The organism is Paenibacillus germinis, from assembly GCF_013141785.1.
Taxonomy (GTDB): domain Bacteria; phylum Bacillota; class Bacilli; order Paenibacillales; family NBRC-103111; genus Paenibacillus_E; species Paenibacillus_E phytorum.
The window spans coordinates 35,795-53,413 of the sequence record NZ_WHOC01000040.1; the positions used below are offsets into that span (position 1 = coordinate 35,795).

Here is a 17,619-nt window from a genome sequence, read left to right on the forward strand (position 1 = left end):
ATGTCATTCCTTTAGTGTTACGAAGTTCATTTTGCATGACTCAAGTTAACATATTTTCTTTACTCATCGGGTTTCACACAAAGATGCAGCGTCCCCAAGGATGCTGCATCTTTATTTATCTCTGCACAACCCGGTTCAATGCCAGAGACAGCAAAAAAGCCACTTTTAAGTAGGTAGACCAAAATTTACCGTCCGAGCGAAAACCAACAACTGCCGGTGATCGTGTTCTACCACGGAGGCGGATTCGACTTCAACAGAATGGAGCATTACAATCCGATGTGCAGCAAGCTGGCAGCAGAAACAGGCCATGCGGTCGTCTCCGTCGATTACCGCCTTGCGCCGGAGCATAAATTCCCTGTACCTGTCGATGAAGCCATCTATGCGGCACAATGGGTGTACGACAACGCAGCAACGCTAGGTTTCGATCCAGCGAGAATCACCGTGGCGGGGGAAAGCGTCGGAGGCAACTTGGCTGCAATCGTGGCGCAGCAAGCTATTAAGCGAGGTACATTCTCTCTCGCCTATCAAATGCTCTACGGCGATGTTGCCGGATTACCGCCGGCTTTGGTCATCACCGCAGAATACGATCCGCTGCGCGATGAAGGCGAACAGTATGGTCAAAAGCTGGTCGAGAACGGCGTACAGGTTACGCAAAAGCGATATCTCGGCATGATCCACCTGTTTTATGCGATGACCGATGTGTTTGAAGACGGCCATGATGTGTATACGCTGATCAACGAGGAGTTGCGAAAGTTGCAATGAAAATGAGGCGTGCCTTACGGGCAAGCTCACGGTCGTTATTGATTCCGTATTTTCATTTGAGGAAGCAAAAGAAGCGTTTCACTATTATGCGACTGGAAGCAATTTTGGTAAAGTGGTGATTCGAGGTATAGAGTGATTTTAAAGAGACTGCCGACGTCGGCAGTCTCTTAACAAATTGGAAATATTTCCTTACTTATTTAGACCTTCCATACTGCTTGGAAAAAGTTAAAATACGACGATACATTTTTTTATCCTTCATGTGCTTTAAAGGATAAAACTGGGGTCTCGTGTTAACTTCGAGGATCCAAGGTTTTCCTTTAACATCTAAAGCAACATCCAAGCCTAACTCTCTAAAGCCGTCCTTATAACCATCGAACTGAGTTCCGACGGTACTTCCCAACCATTCTAGTTTTGTTTTCTTACTTCGGATAGATGCGCCTTTATATCCTGCTCCGGCCATTGTTTGAAAGAAATAACCAAGCGTTCCGCCTTGATGATAGTTCGTGGCGACCTTACCCGTCCTGCCTATTTTTGTAAATATAGCGCTGCTTACCCATTTTCCTTTTGTCGTTTTCTGAACCATAACACGAACGTCGAATGGTCTCCCCATAGTTTTGGCCAAGAGTATACCCTGCTGAAGCAAAAATGATCTTCCTTTTGAAAATCGGCGAAGCTTCATGTATAAACCTTTCCTGCTTGAGTAGTACGATTTAACGGATTTAAGTTGAATTTGATACCCACTATCTTTTCTTTTGATTCGAATGATGTCTGCTCCACCTGTACCGTCGGTAGGTTTAAAATATAGGGTAGAAAAAGCCGACAGCATTAAATTAAGAGTTTTACTGTTGAATAACATCGTACGAGGGATGTATTTTTTTAGCTTTCTATGCTTAACTAGCCATTTAGTTTTAATCCATTTGCTTTTAAGAGATTTGCTCCTGTATTTCATAACGATAACCTCCCATATCACAGAATACGCTTTTTGATAATTGCTTGTCACAACATTTGCCTAGACGTGATTGGAGTCGTACTTTTAACAGAGCAATCGAACATCCCCGTCCTTAAGCGCAGGGAAATTATGGTATATAATCGAATGTAATCATGTATGTTTTTAAGAAAATCTTTGAAATCGAAAGGAGAAATATATAATGAACGAGCAGGTTGCGGAGGTATCCACAAATCGGAGAGCAAGATTCGGTCAAACAATTCAAGTTAGGTTGGTCTCAAATTTAAAAAAATCGCAGGAATACTATAGTGATGTACTTGATTGTAAGGTAGACGAATGGGGGCACGCTGAGCGAGATGGCATGCTTTTTATTCTACAACAAGCTGTTTCACCAGATGATGTGCGACCAAATAGCACCTCAAAAAAGCGTCCTGATTATCCGACCGAATGGGAAGGTCCTGATTACGGTTGGGACTCATTTATTCATGTTACTTGGGATGACCTGGACACACTGGTTGAAGAAGTGCGTGGCAAAAGTGGAATTATTGCGATTGAGCCTTTTACTGGAGTGCACGGAAAGTGGGAGTTTAAAAATGCATACATACAAGACCCTGATGGGTATAATCTGGTTTTAGGTGCGATGCGTCAGATAAATGATTAGTACCAGTTGTATCTTACTAAAGCATGGAAAAGGAGTTGTATGACCATGACCAAAATATATGGCTGTCCGGTAGAAGTGACATTAGATGTTTTGGGTGGGAAGTGGAAGACAGTCATACTGAGGCATTTATCCAAGCGGACTTTACGTTACAGCCAGCTTCATCAGCGGATGCCGAGTATCACTCAGCGAATACTGACCCTTCAATTGAAGGAGCTGGAGGAGGATGGCTTGATTCAGAGGATTGTATTTGACGAGCGGATTAAAAGAGTCGAATATTCCCTCACCGAGTATGGCAAAGGTGTTGAGCCAATTCTTGAGCTTATGTGCGAATGGGGTAAACAACGTATGCGCGAATTCGATCTGCAAGTAAGGGCGGTGGGGACGTCAGACGAAGTTATAAAGGGCATTGAAGAAACTAATCATTTCATTGTCAGAATCGAATGGGACTCAATGGAGGGACATATGCAAGGATTTCGAACTAGCACCGATTTTCAGCATTTCTTTGCATTAGTTAAACCCTTCTTCAATGCGATCTTAGAGATGAAGCATTATAGCGTTATCGCTAACTCTCAATGATGTTTATTGCTTTCATTCCTTTCCCAACAGCGCTGATGGGTGAATACCCGGGCCTTCATTTCCCTTCTATTTTGTATGGTGTAATCGGCCTGTTCTGCGGAGGGAGTTATTATTATCTGTATCACCATATACTGAGAAAGAGTACCGATCATCCGTTCACCACTAGTAAGGATGCGCTCTCATTCAAGAATACTTGGCTGCATTTACTCGTTTATATCTTCGCAATAGGTATCGCTTTCATCTCCCCGTATATTTCGATTGCCATATATGCGGCAATTCCCATCTATTTCATTCTTAAGAAAAATGGATAAAATGCCTCTGAACTAACGGAAAACGTCGACCCCTTTAAAATATAAAACTTAGACCCTCAGCCCGTTGCTGTGGGTCCTTTTTTTGCTATTCAACTACGAACGGGCAGGATAGCGGGGGTAACTGTTGAATATTGTTGGTATGATTTGTTCGTTGGACGTTCTCGGATGGGAAGTGAATCTAGGATGATTCCGTTTCGTTATAAGGCTCGATGCCATGCTATTTTGAACAAATATCTTTCAGGGGAATCCATTGATTACCGACAGGTCATATCGCTGCTTCTCCCGATCCTCATCGACCAGGCCTTCCTCGTCGGCTTAAGCCTGGTGAACACCGCGATGATCAGTTCGTCAGGGGTGGCGGCAATCAGCGCAGTAAGTATGGTCGATTCGCTCAATCTCTTCCTGGTTAATGTCTTCGTCGCCTTGGCGACAGGAGGCACAGTGGTGGTGGCGCAGTACAAGGGCAGTGGGAACGATAAGATGTTATCCAAGGCCGCGGCGGCTTCGGTTTCCGCGGTGACTCTGGTTGCGGTGACGCTCAGTCTGGTCGTCCTCCTATTTTATCATCCGATCCTGAAGTTACTCTTTGGAACGGCGGATCCGGAGGTGTTTGACCATGCCGGCACTTACCTTGTGGGAAGTGCTTTATCTTATCTCGGGATCGCGTTCAAGGAAGCGGTCAGCGGAGCGCTGAGGGGGATCGGCAGGACTAGAGTGACATTGGGGTTGTCCCTAATCCTAAATTTTTCTTACGTATTGCTGAATGTCTTGTTTGTCCATTTTATGGAAATGGGAGTTCTAGGTTTGAGCGTGGCCGTGAATATTTCCCGTTATTTGGCAGCGGCATGCGCATTGTTCTACCTGCTCCGTATGGATGATAGCCTGCGAATTCGCCTTAAGGAATTGATGAACTGGAATTTTTCCATGTTTAAGAAAATCATGTTCATCGGGCTGCCGTTCGCTGCGGAGCAGCTGTTCTTTAACGGGGGGAAAATGTTAACCCAAATCTACATCGTCAGTCTAGGCACTTACGCCATTGCAACTAACGCCATCAGTTCCGTATTCGCTATGCTTTTACAAATTCCCGCTATTGCATTGTCTACAGCACTAGTCACTGTGGTAGGGCAATGCATTGGGAGGGGGAATATTCAGGATGCCCGCAAATTTACGAGGTCGTTTCTGTGGCTGGCGTCTGGCTCCCTTCTGGTGACGGGGCTTATATTGATCCCGTTCTTTAAACCTCTGGTTAGTCTGTTCCGCCCACCGGCCGAAATCATGGATGATCTGTATCTCATTATGTTGGTCAATATGTTAGCCCAAATCCCTCTATGGTCGATCAGTTTTCTGCTGCCGGGCGCGTTGCGAGCAGCGGGGGATTCTCGTTTCACCTCCATCTCTTCGATGCTGACCATGTGGTTGTTTCGGGTTGTGCTCGGCTATGTGTTTGGTATCACGCTAAACTACGGGGTGTTCGGGGTGTGGGCGGCTATGCAATTGGAGTGGGGAGTGCGCGGTGCGATCTTCCTGTGGCGTTATCGCGGGGAGCGGTGGTACAGGCACCGCCTGGTAGAGCCCGCAAGCGGGAAGTGATATGGGAATATAAACCATATTAACGTCGCCGTTGGCCTATGTTTGGGATTGGTTGTGTTGTTCTGTAAAAATGGAATCGAAGCGGGTCCGTCTTTCAAACGTTAGGCGGAGCTGCTTTTGGCGTGTATGTCTTCCATGCGTTTATACTAAGGCTGCCGCAGGAACGATCGGCAGCCTTGTTACGGTGCGAAATTTAACGAAGAATGGGAAGTCATTGCTGCATTTCATTTGACCGAAATGTCTTCCTTGTCTTAGGAAGCGGACGCCGATTCTTGGCTTGTATGCTCCGCTTTCCTCCCAAGGACGCCTCCGAACAGGAACGTCCCGAGCGACAGTGCCAGGCAGACCGCCGAGAAGATGCCGATCGATGAATATCCGCCGAACTGGACATAGAGCAGGCCAGCTATCCATGCGCCGAGTGTGTTAGCGCTGTTCATCGTCGAGTTGGCCAGGCTGGAGATTGTTCCCCGGATGGAGGCATTCAGCGAAGTGAGCGCACCCATGACAATCGGGAAGATAATCCCAAGGGTCGCGAAAATGATCAGATAGATGATCGTCACGAAACGGAGGTTCGTCAGATGGGGCATAACTGTGTATAGTACCATGAGCATCGACATTCCTACTATAATCGCGTTCGAATTACCTAGCTTTCCAGTCACATAAGAGCTAATCATGCTTCCCAGCAAAGTACCAAACCCGAGGAACATCATCACAGTACCGATCTGTCCAATTGGAAGTTCGAAGCGTTCGGCCATCCACTTGCCAATGAAGGCAAATGCGGTACCGCTTCCTAAGTGAAGGAGAAGGTAGGCAAGGAAGCAGCTCCTTGCCTTGCCACTCATGATCAGCGGGACATACCGGTGAAGGATTGACGTCCGTTCGAACGTATTAGGCTTCATGTCGGGCAACGAGTAGAAGGCGACAACGATGAGCAGCAACGAAGCGATTCCAATCGTCCAGAAAGGAACGGACCAATGGGCGACAGCGAGCCAGCTTCCGATCGGCACGCCAAGTGCCTGAGAAGCAGCTAGTCCAGCGAAGGCGATACCCATTGTCTTCGATACTCTGGACGCCGGCATGATGGCGGGAATGGATGCCCACACTTGGGGTGCCGTGAACGCTGCGCTGACGCCAGCGAGGAAGCGGAAAAGGCACATCGTCCAGAAGCTGTCTGCGAAGCCACACAGAATCGTTGAGACGGAGAAACCGAGCAAGCCGCTCAACAGAACGGTTCTTCGGTTCCAGCCGTCGGACAGAGGTCCGGCGATCAAGGCGAATAAGGCCGAGCCTAGCGTGTAGGCGCCAAGCATCCACCCGGCGATTCCCGTCGATACGCCGAATTGCGTCTGAAGCGTCGGGAGCAAGGGCGAGATGAGGAACGTATCGGTTCCGATCATAAACATGATTAAGAAGAACAGGACGGTATATCTACGCATAGTCGATCACTCCTAATGGTTTTGTATTGCTTACGTTTTCTATCGTAAAGTATAATGGTGACAAGTTTTGTCATAAACTCAATTATTCTCAAAAAAAGGTGCTATCAGGATGTTGGGCGTGCTTGAATGGAAATAGTCTAAAAAGTAAGAATGAACATTTATAGGCTCATAGTAACCCGAAAAAGGGACAGGCTGAATCGACTTATGATTCGCATGTCCCTTTTGCATGCATGAAAGGAGTAATGAGGCATACCGGATTATGTCGTAATTGCCTTTTTTATTAATTCAATCAGACCACATTTTCGCCACATAAATCCACCTATGTGCGGAAATGGTAGAGTGGCGGGAGAACGATGTATGGGTCGATATCAGATATGGCGACGGTTATAGAAAATTGCGCAGGAAACTGCGCTTACGTGAAGAATAGAAAAGTAACTAATCGATTTGAATCGATCAAAGAAATGTTCTGCTTGTCCAGAGAAGCATTTCCTTGTTTATACGCGAAGGATGATCTCATCGATGCTTACTCCTGAAGATATGGAAGACCTTGAGCCTGCTGTCATTCATCTCAGTGACTACGGAGGAACTCCGGATTCGAGGAAAGATACGGTAATCCCCATGCGGCAAGCACTTGAAGCCGCCTCCCAGATCAATGGCCCGGTTGTAGTGAATTGCTTGAAGGGAAGGTATGACTTCTACGACGAACATGCAGCCAGATTACCGTATTATATCTCCAACACGACCAGTGAGGAAGAAAATCCGGATGTCACGAAAACAATCGGCATTCTAATCAAAGGGTTAAATAATGTCACACTCGAGGGCAATGGCTCCTTATTCGTCTTTCATAGCAAGATAACGATGTTCGTACTTGACGGGTGCGAGAATGTTACGATCCGTAACCTTAATACGGACTACGAACATCCGACCGTTGTGGAGATGAAAGTGGAGGCAGTAGGAAACGGTTATCTGGATGTCAGGGTCCATCATGATAGCCACTATGACATTCAAAATGGCAAGCTTCATTGGAAGGGTGATGATTGGCGCTTCAACAATGGACCTATGCAGGCTTACGATCATACGTCCAATATGACATGGCGGATCGATAGTCTGACAGATCTGGCATTATACGTAGAGGAGCTTGAACCTAGATTGTTGCGGTTCCATTATGGCGATGGCTACATCCCCTTTGCAGCACCCGGCTGGATTCTGCAGACACGCGACGGCATACGAAATCAGGTTGGTGCATTCGTCCTCAGGAGCAGGAATACAGCCTGGCGAAATGTGGGCATGCACTTTATGCACGGACTAGGCATCGTTTGCCAGTTCAGTGAGAACATATCGTTCGATAGCATGGACGTGGCGCCGCGTCCGGAGACTGGACGCACCGTCGCGGCTTTCGCAGACTGCATTCACGTATCAAGCTGCCGTGGGATGATAAGGGTTGCGGACAGCAAGTTCGTCGGGGCTCACGACGATGCAATCAATGTACACGGTACGCATCTGCGTGTGGCAGAGAAAGCCGCTCCCAATCAGGTGCTTCTTAGATTTATGCATGCACAGAGCTATGGGTATGAAGCCTTCTTCCCTGGAGATGAGATCGAATTCGTGCATGCTGGCACACTTAGAGCTTACGCCAGCGCTAAGGTTGCCTCTGCCAAGCTCGTTAACCCGCGTGAGATTCTAGTGACACTAGAAGGACTAGCGCCAGAAGGAATAATAGAAGACGATGTAGTTGAGAATGTGACATGGACGCCGGAAGTTGAGATTGTAAATAATTATATGGCCCGGATTCCGACTCGCGGTGTATTGGTGACAACACGTAAAAGGGTATTGATCGCAGACAATATTTTCGAGCGCATGACTATGAGCGCTATCCTAGTCGCAGACGATGCTGAGAATTGGTATGAATCCGGTAGAGTGGAGGATCTGATGATCCGCAACAATGTATTTGTCGAATGCGGAGAATCCGGGCATCCCGTGATCTACATCGCCCCGGAGAATACGGAGGTACGGTCTGACCATCCCGTTCACCAGAATATTGTCATCGAGAACAATCGGGTTGAGATGAAGGAAACGGCGGTGTTGGACGCCAAGAGTACACGACACTTGACATTTGCCGCTAATACGATCCTCAGTTCCGTCAAGTTGCTGCAATCCCCTATGATAACCGACGCGATTAGTCTGACAGCATGCAGCGATGTGACAATCAAGGACAACGTTTTCGCCGGCGAGGGCTTGAACCGATTCATCCGATTAGTACTAATGGCACCGACAGCCGTATTGGTCCAACCGGTACAACAGTTAAAAGTGATCGGAACAAATAAGTAAACATGGGAGCAGTAGGTTATGGTGAGGGTTATGGACGTTCAAGCGCATTTGTCTTGGTTCTTTTTATTCTTTTGGTAATCATCACATCAGCTTTTGTAATTTAATAATCCTTAAACCAACAAAAAAATATCGAGAAAAATAAAGACGGCCATATCGCGAAACAGATGCGAACACGGGTCGTTTTTTCTCATTGTTCCACGAAAGCAACCGAGTAGTATTACATAGTATTCAGCGGTCTGATTTACCTGCCTATTTTATGCCTACAGTTAACTTAAAGTAACTTAGTTTAAATTTATTCACTTCTTCTCATGACAGGAATCATTATCTATAATTGAAAATGTTAGATGATCGGAGGTGAATGACGAATGATTTACGAATTGAGAATTTATACGATTCTTCCGGGCAGAATCAATGCGATTCGAGAGCGTTTTTCCGATCATACGCTTGGTATTTTTGCCAGACTCGGCATGCAGGTGTGTGATTTCTGGGAGGATTTGGAGGAACAACCCAAGCTATATTACACGATGAAATACGAAAGCATGGAAGAACGGACAAGACAGTGGGAAACTTTCTCGCAGGACAAGGAATGGAACGAGGTAAAACAAAAATCCGAGCAGGACGGAAAAATTGTTGAACGCGTCGAGCAGATTTTTATGAAACGAGCGGAATATTTTAAAGTATAGGGCTCCGCAAACTTACGCACGGTAACGGCATAGCTGTAGCATATACGATAAACAGTAATAATCAAAATTGGTGTGGAAGTAGGAGGAGTTATACTCATGAGATATCGTAAACTTGGCAAGAATGGTCCGGAAATTTCAGTTATTGGCTTCGGCTCCTGGGCAATCGGGGGAGGAGGTTGGGCCAGCGCTTGGGGCAACCAGGATGATGAGCTGTCAGAAGAAAGCGTGCGCGTCGCCTTGTACAACGGGATCAACTTTTTTGACACTGCGGCTGTCTATGGTCTGGGCCATTCCGAGGAAGTTATCGGGAAAGCGTTGAAGGGCGAGCGTGACAAAGTGGTGTTGGCAACCAAATGCGGTCTGGTTTGGGACGAGAACAAAAACATTTCCAAGAACGGAACCTATGACTCCATCCTTCGCGAAGCGGAAGCATCGTTGCGTCGTCTAGGTACCGATTATATTGATTTGTATCAAATGCACTGGCCGGATACGGATTCGAACGCTCCGGCGGAAGAGACTATGCGCGCCATGGATAAGCTTGTACAAGATGGCAAAGTACGTTATGTAGGCGTAAGCAATTACAATGTTTCGTTATTGGAAGCGTCGCTTTCCGTACGACATGTTGATTCTCTTCAGCCGCCGTATTCCATCCTGAGGCCTGCCGTTGAGAAGGAGATTCTGCCGTTTTGTCTGGAGAAAGGAATCGGAGTCGTCGCCTACAGCCCTCTAACTTCAGGTCTCCTGTCAGGAAATTATACCTACGACACCAAATTCTCAGATGACGATTGGCGCTCCCGCAACGCTGCACATACCGGGGAGGGTCTGAGGAAAAACGTGGACCGCGTTGAGAAGCTGAAAGTTATCGCGAGCCGGTACGGCATGACCATGCCTCAGCTTGCCATTGCGTATGATCTCGCTCATCCGGCATTGACCAGTGCTCTTGTAGGCGTTCGCAAGCCGAGCCACATCTTAAGCGTACTGCCGGCAATTGATGTGACTTTGGATGATGCTACACTTGCAGAAATTCGCAACATAGCTGTCGATTAAGGCTTGACACACTCTTCTAAGCGTTCATCCAGATCGGCCTCATGCGTTAGTCGCAGGAGGCCGATCTTACTTGGAAGTTGATTGACATTGCAATCGGTATAGGTGAGAAGAGAATTGGATGAAGTGCTAATGCACTTCATGACAATGAGAGGGGCAGTCTTTATGAACATTGATTTGAGAGGTCAAACAGCGCTTATTACCGGGGCTTCGGGACAGCTTGGCCGTGTCATGGCCCGAACATTGGCTCTATGTGGCGCGGATATTGTCATTCACTACATGCGGAATGAGTCGAAGGCGGCCGAATTACAGGCTGAGATCGAAGGTATCGGGCGCCGTGCTGTTACTGTTCAAGCCGATGTGACCAAAGCGGGTGAGGTCACTGCGATGAAGGAGCGCGCGCTCGGACTTACAGGAGCTGTAGATATTGTCGTTGCAAATGCCGTTGTACAGTACAAATGGACACCGGTACTCGATCAGCCAATAGAAGACTACATCAGCCAGTTTGAATCGTGCGTTATACAAAGTGTACTGCTCGCAAAAGCATTCTTACCGGACATGGTGAAACGCAAAAAGGGCAGAGTTATCGGTATTAATACGGAATGCTCCATGCAAAACTTCCCTTCCCAATCCGCTTACGTGAGCGGCAAACGAGGGATGGACGGGTTGTACCGTGTACTGGCAAAGGAAGTTGGCGAATATCAGGTGACGGTTAATCAAGTGGCACCAGGCTGGACGATCAGCGATAAGGATCGGGAAAACCTTACGGAACGCCAAGAGTCGTATGAAAGCAATGTACCGATGAAACGCCGAGGTACCGATCAGGAAATCGCCAATGTGGTAGCGTTTCTGGCATCTGATTTGGCGAGTTTTATTACGGGAGCATTTATTCCCGTGAATGGCGGCAACGTAATGCCGACGATATAAAACTAGGAAGTTCTCGGCTGGAAACAGCAGCATTACTTCATGGAACAATAAACGCCTCTAAAATAGTAAACGGGTACCCATAGACTGGACACTTAGAAAAAAAGTGTTCAGGATGTTGGTACCTTATTTTGCTTAATAATGCGTTTAAATACTTGCTATACATTGCATTGGAAGCGCATTCAAAATAACTGTTTTTTAAACAAAGAGAACGTTTTTTTACATGGGAAAGAAGAAAAAAACCATCTATGATGTGAAGAGGAAAACATTCCCACTTGGAAGGAGGTGTGATGCTACGCAACGTGAACAGACACATAGGAGAAGGGAAAACAGATAGAAGGCGAGGACTCAGTATGATGAAAATGAAAGCAAGTCGAATTGTAGCATCTCTATTGTGTGGTCTTATGGTTTCCTATAATATGCTCCCAGCTCTGCCTTATGGTGAATCTACTGCCCATGCAGCCGAGGCGTTTGTAAAGAAATTTGATTTCGGTTCAGCGAGCAGCCCGGTCATGGCAGGCTATAATCAAGTTCATGATCAGTTAACCTATACGCAGGAACGGGGATATGGGCTTGAAACAGCGCTGCCAGCAGGAGCCTCAAGGAATCGATCAGGCGGTTCGGACTTGACGAACGATTTTATTCTGGGATCGCCCTTCACATTCTTAGCGGACGTGCCGAACGGCAATTATAACGTGACGATTTATTCAGGCGATCTGCTCGCAGGTACGTCCACAACGAAAACGACGGTAGCTCTCGAAGGGGTGACGAAAGGAACGATTTCAACGAAGGTAGCTATTGCACAAGCAACCTACAGCACCACGGTAACTGACGGTCAATTAACAGTTGGCATCTCTACAGGCTACAGCGGAACAGGCGCTGGTTATTTGAACGGTCTCGTCATTGAACAGGTGCCAGCTGCGACGGCTCCTTCGGCTCCTCAATCACTCGCTGTAACCAATATTAATTCCACTCCTGGTGCAGCCTCCGTATCACTGGGTTGGAGCAGTGTAACGGATTCGGTCTATTACAACGTGTACCGAGCGACGAATAGCGTCACGAATTATGATTTTATCAAACAAGTGACGGTAAATTCTTACACCGATACGGCAGTTTCTGTAGGAAATACCTATTCCTATCAAGTGACTGCTCTGAATGCAGGGGGTCTTGAATCCGCAGCAAGCAGTCCGGTAACGGCGGCAGTGAAACAGTCAGTTGCAATTCCGGCTGTTCCTGCCAATTTGATTGTAAGTGGTGTCACTTCGGACAAAGTGTCCTTGCAATGGTCAGCATCGAATGGAGCAACGGGTTATACGGTATTCCGTTCGGAGTCTACTACGGGAATTTATACAGAGCTCGGCATAGTAACATCGACTACGTACACAGATTCCACGGCCGATACATCGGCTGTTCACTACTATCAGGTTAAAGCAACGAATGCGGCAGGGGTGTCTGAAGCCTCGAGCGTGGCAGCAAGCATGATATATGTTGCGCCTAATGTGCTTCCAGCTGGACTGCCGCTGAAGTTAGATTTCGGTCCTGGGGCCGTAGCTGACGGCTATTTCGGTATAACGACTCCAGTGGCCTACACAGCCCAGCTGAAATACGGATTTGCCAATCCTTCGCTCGTCAGCTCTGGCAACAGCGGCACATCGGATTCACTGAAATCCGATTATCTATCGCCGGCTGGTACCTCCTTCAATGTAGATCTGCCAAACGGGGATTATGCTGTTACGGTTACGGCAGGTGATGCCAATGCGGCAACGGAAGTGGCTGTTTCCGTAGAAGGAATGACGGCAAACAAAATTGCGCTCACACCTAAGGCAGCTGGTGAGTATTTGGAGCAGACGTTCGAAGTTGCCCTGGTTGATGGTCAGTTGAATATCAACTTCTCGGGTTCTGCGCCCAAAATTAATGGGCTTGTCATTTCAAAGCTAGCGGATCGGGTGGCTGGAGAAATGCCAACGGTTTATATCGCAGGGGATTCTACGGTACAGACCTACGATTCGTATTGGAAGCCTCAAGCCGGTTGGGGGCAGATGATTTCCCGATATTTCACTTCCGACATCACTTTCAGCAACCAATCCATCGGAGGACGCAGCAGTAAAACGTTCCTCACGGAAGGCCGGTTGGATAACATTTTGCGAGCGATCAAGCCGAATGACTACTTCTTGATCCAATTCGGTCATAATGATGCGACAATCTCCGTGCCAGAACGATATGCATCTCCAGAAGATTATAAAAACTATCTGAAGACGTATATCAATGGCGCTAGGCAGCGTGGAGCTATACCAGTTTTAGTAACGCCTGTCGGCCGCAGGGATTTTAACGCGACAACCGGCATCTTCAATGTCAGCTTCCCGACCTACGTAGCTGCGATGAAAGAACTGGCAACAGAAATGGATGTAAAACTCGCGGATCTCAGCGCATTAAGTCGTGCGTACTATGACACTATCGGCCCAATTGGAACGCTCGCGGTCTTCCTCCATGTACCCGTTGGTACCTACACCGCCTTCCCTAGCGGTAATGCGGACGATACGCACTTCCAGGAATATGGAGCGATCCAAATCGCGCGTCTTCTGTCAGGCGGGATTAAAGACTTGAACATTCCACTTTCCGCCTATGTCACGGATGTTGCACCTCCTGCTGCAGTTCCATCGAAGCCAATCGGCGTAGTGGCAAGCAGCGTAAGCAACGCAGGAGCTGTATTGACATGGAATGAAGTAGAAGGTGCAGATATTTATAAGATTTATAGAAAGTTAGCATCAGACACCGCTTACGTCTTAGTGGGTACGTCGACAGTTCCGACGACTACGATACAAGGTATGACGGAAGGGCTAACCTATGATGTAGTAGTTACAGCAGTTAACGGCAAAGGGGAGTCCGAGCAGTCAGATGTTATCGTAATCAAAACAAAGCATGCGACGATCAAGTTCGACTTCGGTTTGGCTACCTCTCCAGTTCAAGATGGGTATACCGGCGTCAATCTTTTCAGCACATACACAGCAGCAAAAGGTTATGGCATCAAAGACCCAACAGGAATGATTGGCCGTGATCGTGCTACCGGTACGGACCTACTCCGTGATTGGCTCGGCTATTTCAATGTCGGATGGGAATTCATGGTGGATCTGCCGAATGGTCTTTATTCCGTTAAACTTTACGTTGGAGACTATCTGGGAAGTGCAAGAACGACCATTGCCATCGAAGGTACAGACTTTGGGACCGTTACTGCGGGCAACAAATCCGTCGTTGAAAAAATTATTTCACAGACTTCCGTTAGTGATGGACAAATGAACTTCAAGTTCGGCGGTGCAACCGCTATCGTAAATGGTTTGGAAATTACACCGATTTTAATGGCGCCTACAGCTCTGAAAATCGATGCGAAGAACACAGATCCGGAAAGTCCTTCCGTTTCCCTGTCGTGGACGGGGGTAGAGGACGTGGCGAAATATCATGTTTACCGCAAAGTAAGCGGCACATCGAAATTCCAGCTTCTGGGCAGCACAACGACGAGCACTTATGTTGATAACACTGTTGATGTTGGGATGGAGTACGAATACCAAGTGACGACAGTGGACTTGGCATCAACGGAAACCGGCCCATCCACATCTCTCACCGTATCCATGATTGATCCAAATGTTCCAATTCCTGCGATACCTGTTAATCTTCAAGCGGTGAGTGTGAATAAGAATGATCTCACCCTTAGCTGGGATACGGTCGCAGGAGCTAAAACGTATAACATTTACCGTGCTGAGTCTACCAATGGCGCCTTTGAGTTAATTGGAAAATCCAGCCAATCCAGCTATACCGATGCGACAGTACTTACGACCATTCCGTACTATTACAAGGTTTCTGCCGTAAGCGCAGGAGGTGTATCCGGGCAGTCCGAAACACTGGCAACTCCAGCTGTTACCGTACTGTATCGGCAAGCCGAGTATCTTGATCGCGCGCTTGTAGCAGTTAAACAAGATAATGGTGTCTATGTAGGCTGGAAAATGCTTGGTACAGACCCATCTAACATCGCATTCAATCTGTACCGCAGCGGTGTCAAAGTAAATGCAGAACCGATCACAGGCGCAACAAATCTGCTCGATGAAGCGGGAACGGATACATCTGTATATCTTCTGAAAACCGTTAACGGAGGTAGTGAGAAAGTGGCTTCAAAAGAAGCATCTGTATGGCAAAACAATTATATGGCCATACCGCTCCAGAAGCCGGAGGGCGGCATCACGAAATCCGGAGAGGCCTACACCTACAGTGCGAACGACACTAGTGTCGGCGATGTGGATGGCGACGGCACGTACGAGTTGATCGTGAAGTGGGATCCGTCCAACTCCAAAGATAACTCTCAGGCCGGATATACCGGCAACGTTTATGTCGATGCCTACAAGCTGGACGGTACTCGCCTGTGGCGAATCGACCTTGGACCGAACATTCGAGCTGGAGCGCACTACACACAGTTCCAGGTTTACGACCTGGATGGGGACGGCAAAGCGGAAGTTACGTTCAAAACAGCCAATGGCACAATTGACGGAACAGGTATGGCTATTGGTGACGCAACGGCCGATCACCGGAACAGCAGTGGTTATGTGCTGGAAGGACCTGAATATTTAACCGTCTTTAATGGTTTGACTGGAAAAGCAATTGCAACGACGGACTACGATCCGCCTCGCGGAGTCGTTTCGGATTGGGGCGACCCTTATGGCAATCGGGTGGACCGTTTCCTGGCAGCAGTTGCTTACCTCGACGGTGAGCACCCGAGCTTGATTTTCAGCCGTGGCTATTATACAAGAACGGTGATTGTTGCCTACGATTTCAAGAATGGCGCATTGACGAAAAAATGGCGTTTCGATACGAATGATGAAGGACTTGGAGCTGCCTATACAGCACAAGGAGATCATAACTTGTCCATCGGCGACGTAGACGGCGACGGCAAGGATGAGATCACGTTCGGGGCTATGGCCATCGATGATGATGGTACACCGCTATATAACACCGGACTCGGTCACGGGGACGCGCAGCATCTAGGCGACCTGGACCCTTCCAGACCAGGGTTAGAATTCTTCAATGTGCATGAGCATCTGGATTCCCCTTATGGCATGGACTTCCGTGATGCGAAAACGGGTGAAATTCTCTGGGGTATTAAGACAGGAATTGATACCGGACGCGGTATGTCGGCAGATATCGATCCGAACTATTTGGGGGAAGAGGTGTGGGCTGCAACGATCACGAATGCTCAGCATATTCCTCTCACAGGCCTTTACAGCGCGAAAGGCGAATTGATCAGCACGACCATTCCAAGCTCAACAAACTTCGGCATCTGGTGGGACGGCGACCTGAACCGCGAGCTTCTAGACGCCAACCACGTTGATAAGTGGGACTATGTGAACCATACGACGAACCGGTTGTTTACAGCTGAAGGGGCGTTGTCAAACAACAGCACGAAATCAACGCCGAACTTGCAGGCCGACCTATTAGGAGATTGGCGAGAAGAAATCGTGTGGAGAAATACAGACAGCTCAGAGCTGCGTATTTATACGACGAGCACGGTGACCAATACAAAGCTGCGTACGCTAATGCATGATCCGATATACCGCTTAGGGGTCGCTTGGCAAAATACCGGTTACAATCAACCTCCTCACACAAGCTTCTACCTTGGAGCTGGCATGGAAGAGCCGGCTGCACCGCATCTTACGATTGTGAACGAGCCAGCACCTGCAATACCACCAACGACTACCGATGACGCTCCTGCAGGCTGGGTGAACAAAGACGTAACAGTAACGCTAACCGTTAGTGACAACGGATCCGGCGTGGGTGGCACCTACTACACGGTCGATGGTGGTGCAGAGCAGCAAGGTACTTCCATTATCATCACAGAAGAGGGGACGCATACTCTCACTTACTGGAGCGTTGACAAGAAAGGTAACGCTGAATCTCCACATACGGTAATCGTAAAAATTGACCAAACGGCACCTACATTAAATCTGGTTCTGGATCAAACTTCTCTGTGGCCGCCAAATCACCAAATGATTCCTGTGAAAGCAACTGTTAGCGCAAATGATACCCTTTCTGGCAACTCATCTGTTGTTCTTACATCCATTACAAGCAACGAACCTGATAATGGGTTAGGAGACGGAGACACGTCAGATGACATTCAAGGAGCACAAATCGGTACATTGGACACGGAATTTATGCTTCGATCAGAGAGATCAGGTAAAGGGGATGGGCGCACATACACTATCACCTATACGGCTGCTGACTTAGCAGGAAACACAACGATTCAAACAGCTAGCGTTTTAGTGGGAGAACGAAAATAAAATAATGTGGTTAATTTGTTAAAATCATATAAATTATGAGC

Annotated in this window: 11 protein-coding genes and 2 pseudogenes; 11 read left to right on the forward strand and 2 right to left on the reverse strand. The window is 47.7% G+C overall.

Translation table 11 applies throughout. The features are described from left to right. The first annotated feature begins 183 nt into the window (after positions 1–183). Together GC102_RS40290 and GC102_RS40535 are read left to right on the forward strand one after the other, a co-directional pair. On the forward strand, positions 184–762 hold the full coding sequence (locus GC102_RS40290) for an alpha/beta hydrolase (RefSeq protein ID WP_171689047.1): 579 nt from the start codon (positions 184–186) through the stop codon (positions 760–762). A gap of 28 nt (positions 763–790) precedes the next feature. Further along, positions 791–898: pseudogene (locus GC102_RS40535) on the forward strand (zinc-binding dehydrogenase); the annotation flags it as partial. Between the two features lie 57 nt (positions 899–955). Here GC102_RS40535 and GC102_RS07930 read toward each other — a convergent pair. Beyond that, a complete protein-coding gene (locus GC102_RS07930) occupies positions 956–1,711 on the reverse strand; it encodes a YheC/YheD family protein (protein WP_171689004.1) in 756 nt (251 codons plus the stop codon). Positions 1,712–1,910: 199 nt separating this feature from the next. Between GC102_RS07930 and GC102_RS07935 the strand changes: the two genes are divergently transcribed. The 3 genes and pseudogenes from GC102_RS07935 (at position 1,911) to GC102_RS07945 (ending at position 4,846) form a co-directional block, all read left to right on the forward strand. After that, positions 1,911–2,369 (forward strand): VOC family protein, encoded by a 459-nt coding sequence (locus tag GC102_RS07935; protein ID WP_171689005.1) that lies wholly within the window; start codon positions 1,911–1,913, stop codon positions 2,367–2,369. A gap of 45 nt (positions 2,370–2,414) precedes the next feature. Then, positions 2,415–2,723: pseudogene (locus tag GC102_RS39345) on the forward strand (winged helix-turn-helix transcriptional regulator); the annotation flags it as partial. A 716-nt stretch (positions 2,724–3,439) separates the two neighbouring features. Further along, positions 3,440–4,846, forward strand: a complete 1,407-nt coding sequence (locus GC102_RS07945; protein WP_171689007.1) for an MATE family efflux transporter — start codon at positions 3,440–3,442, stop codon at positions 4,844–4,846. 251 nt (positions 4,847–5,097) lie between these two features. On the opposite strand, the gene GC102_RS07950 is transcribed toward GC102_RS07945, so the two are convergent. Continuing rightward, positions 5,098–6,282, reverse strand: coding sequence for an MFS transporter (locus tag GC102_RS07950; protein WP_171689008.1), 1,185 nt, complete (start codon positions 6,280–6,282; stop codon positions 5,098–5,100). 519 nt (positions 6,283–6,801) lie between these two features. Here GC102_RS07950 and GC102_RS07955 point away from each other — a divergent pair. The 6 genes from GC102_RS07955 (at position 6,802) to GC102_RS40000 (ending at position 17,578) form a co-directional block, all read left to right on the forward strand. Next, positions 6,802–8,610: an alpha-1,3-galactosidase-related protein gene (locus GC102_RS07955; RefSeq protein WP_216627980.1), complete on the forward strand. Its 1,809-nt coding sequence runs from the start codon at positions 6,802–6,804 to the stop codon at positions 8,608–8,610. 2 nt (positions 8,611–8,612) lie between these two features. Continuing rightward, positions 8,613–8,714: a YjcZ family sporulation protein gene (locus GC102_RS07960; RefSeq protein ID WP_171689009.1), complete on the forward strand. Its 102-nt coding sequence runs from the start codon at positions 8,613–8,615 to the stop codon at positions 8,712–8,714. Between the two features lie 261 nt (positions 8,715–8,975). Then, entirely contained in the window at positions 8,976–9,293 is a 318-nt protein-coding gene (locus tag GC102_RS07965; protein WP_171689010.1) for an NIPSNAP family protein, read from the forward strand. Positions 9,294–9,389: 96 nt separating this feature from the next. Next, positions 9,390–10,340, forward strand: a complete 951-nt coding sequence (locus GC102_RS07970; protein ID WP_171689011.1) for an aldo/keto reductase — start codon at positions 9,390–9,392, stop codon at positions 10,338–10,340. Positions 10,341–10,502: 162 nt separating this feature from the next. Beyond that, the gene (locus GC102_RS07975; RefSeq protein WP_171689012.1) at positions 10,503–11,264 is read left to right on the forward strand and encodes an SDR family NAD(P)-dependent oxidoreductase; all 762 of its coding nucleotides are present in this window, start codon (positions 10,503–10,505) and stop codon (positions 11,262–11,264) included. Between the two features lie 353 nt (positions 11,265–11,617). Further along, positions 11,618–17,578 carry a rhamnogalacturonan lyase family protein gene (locus GC102_RS40000; protein WP_171689049.1) on the forward strand — a complete coding sequence of 1,987 codons (5,961 nt, stop codon included), beginning with the start codon at positions 11,618–11,620 and terminating at the stop codon, positions 17,576–17,578. Positions 17,579–17,619 lie beyond the last annotated feature (41 nt).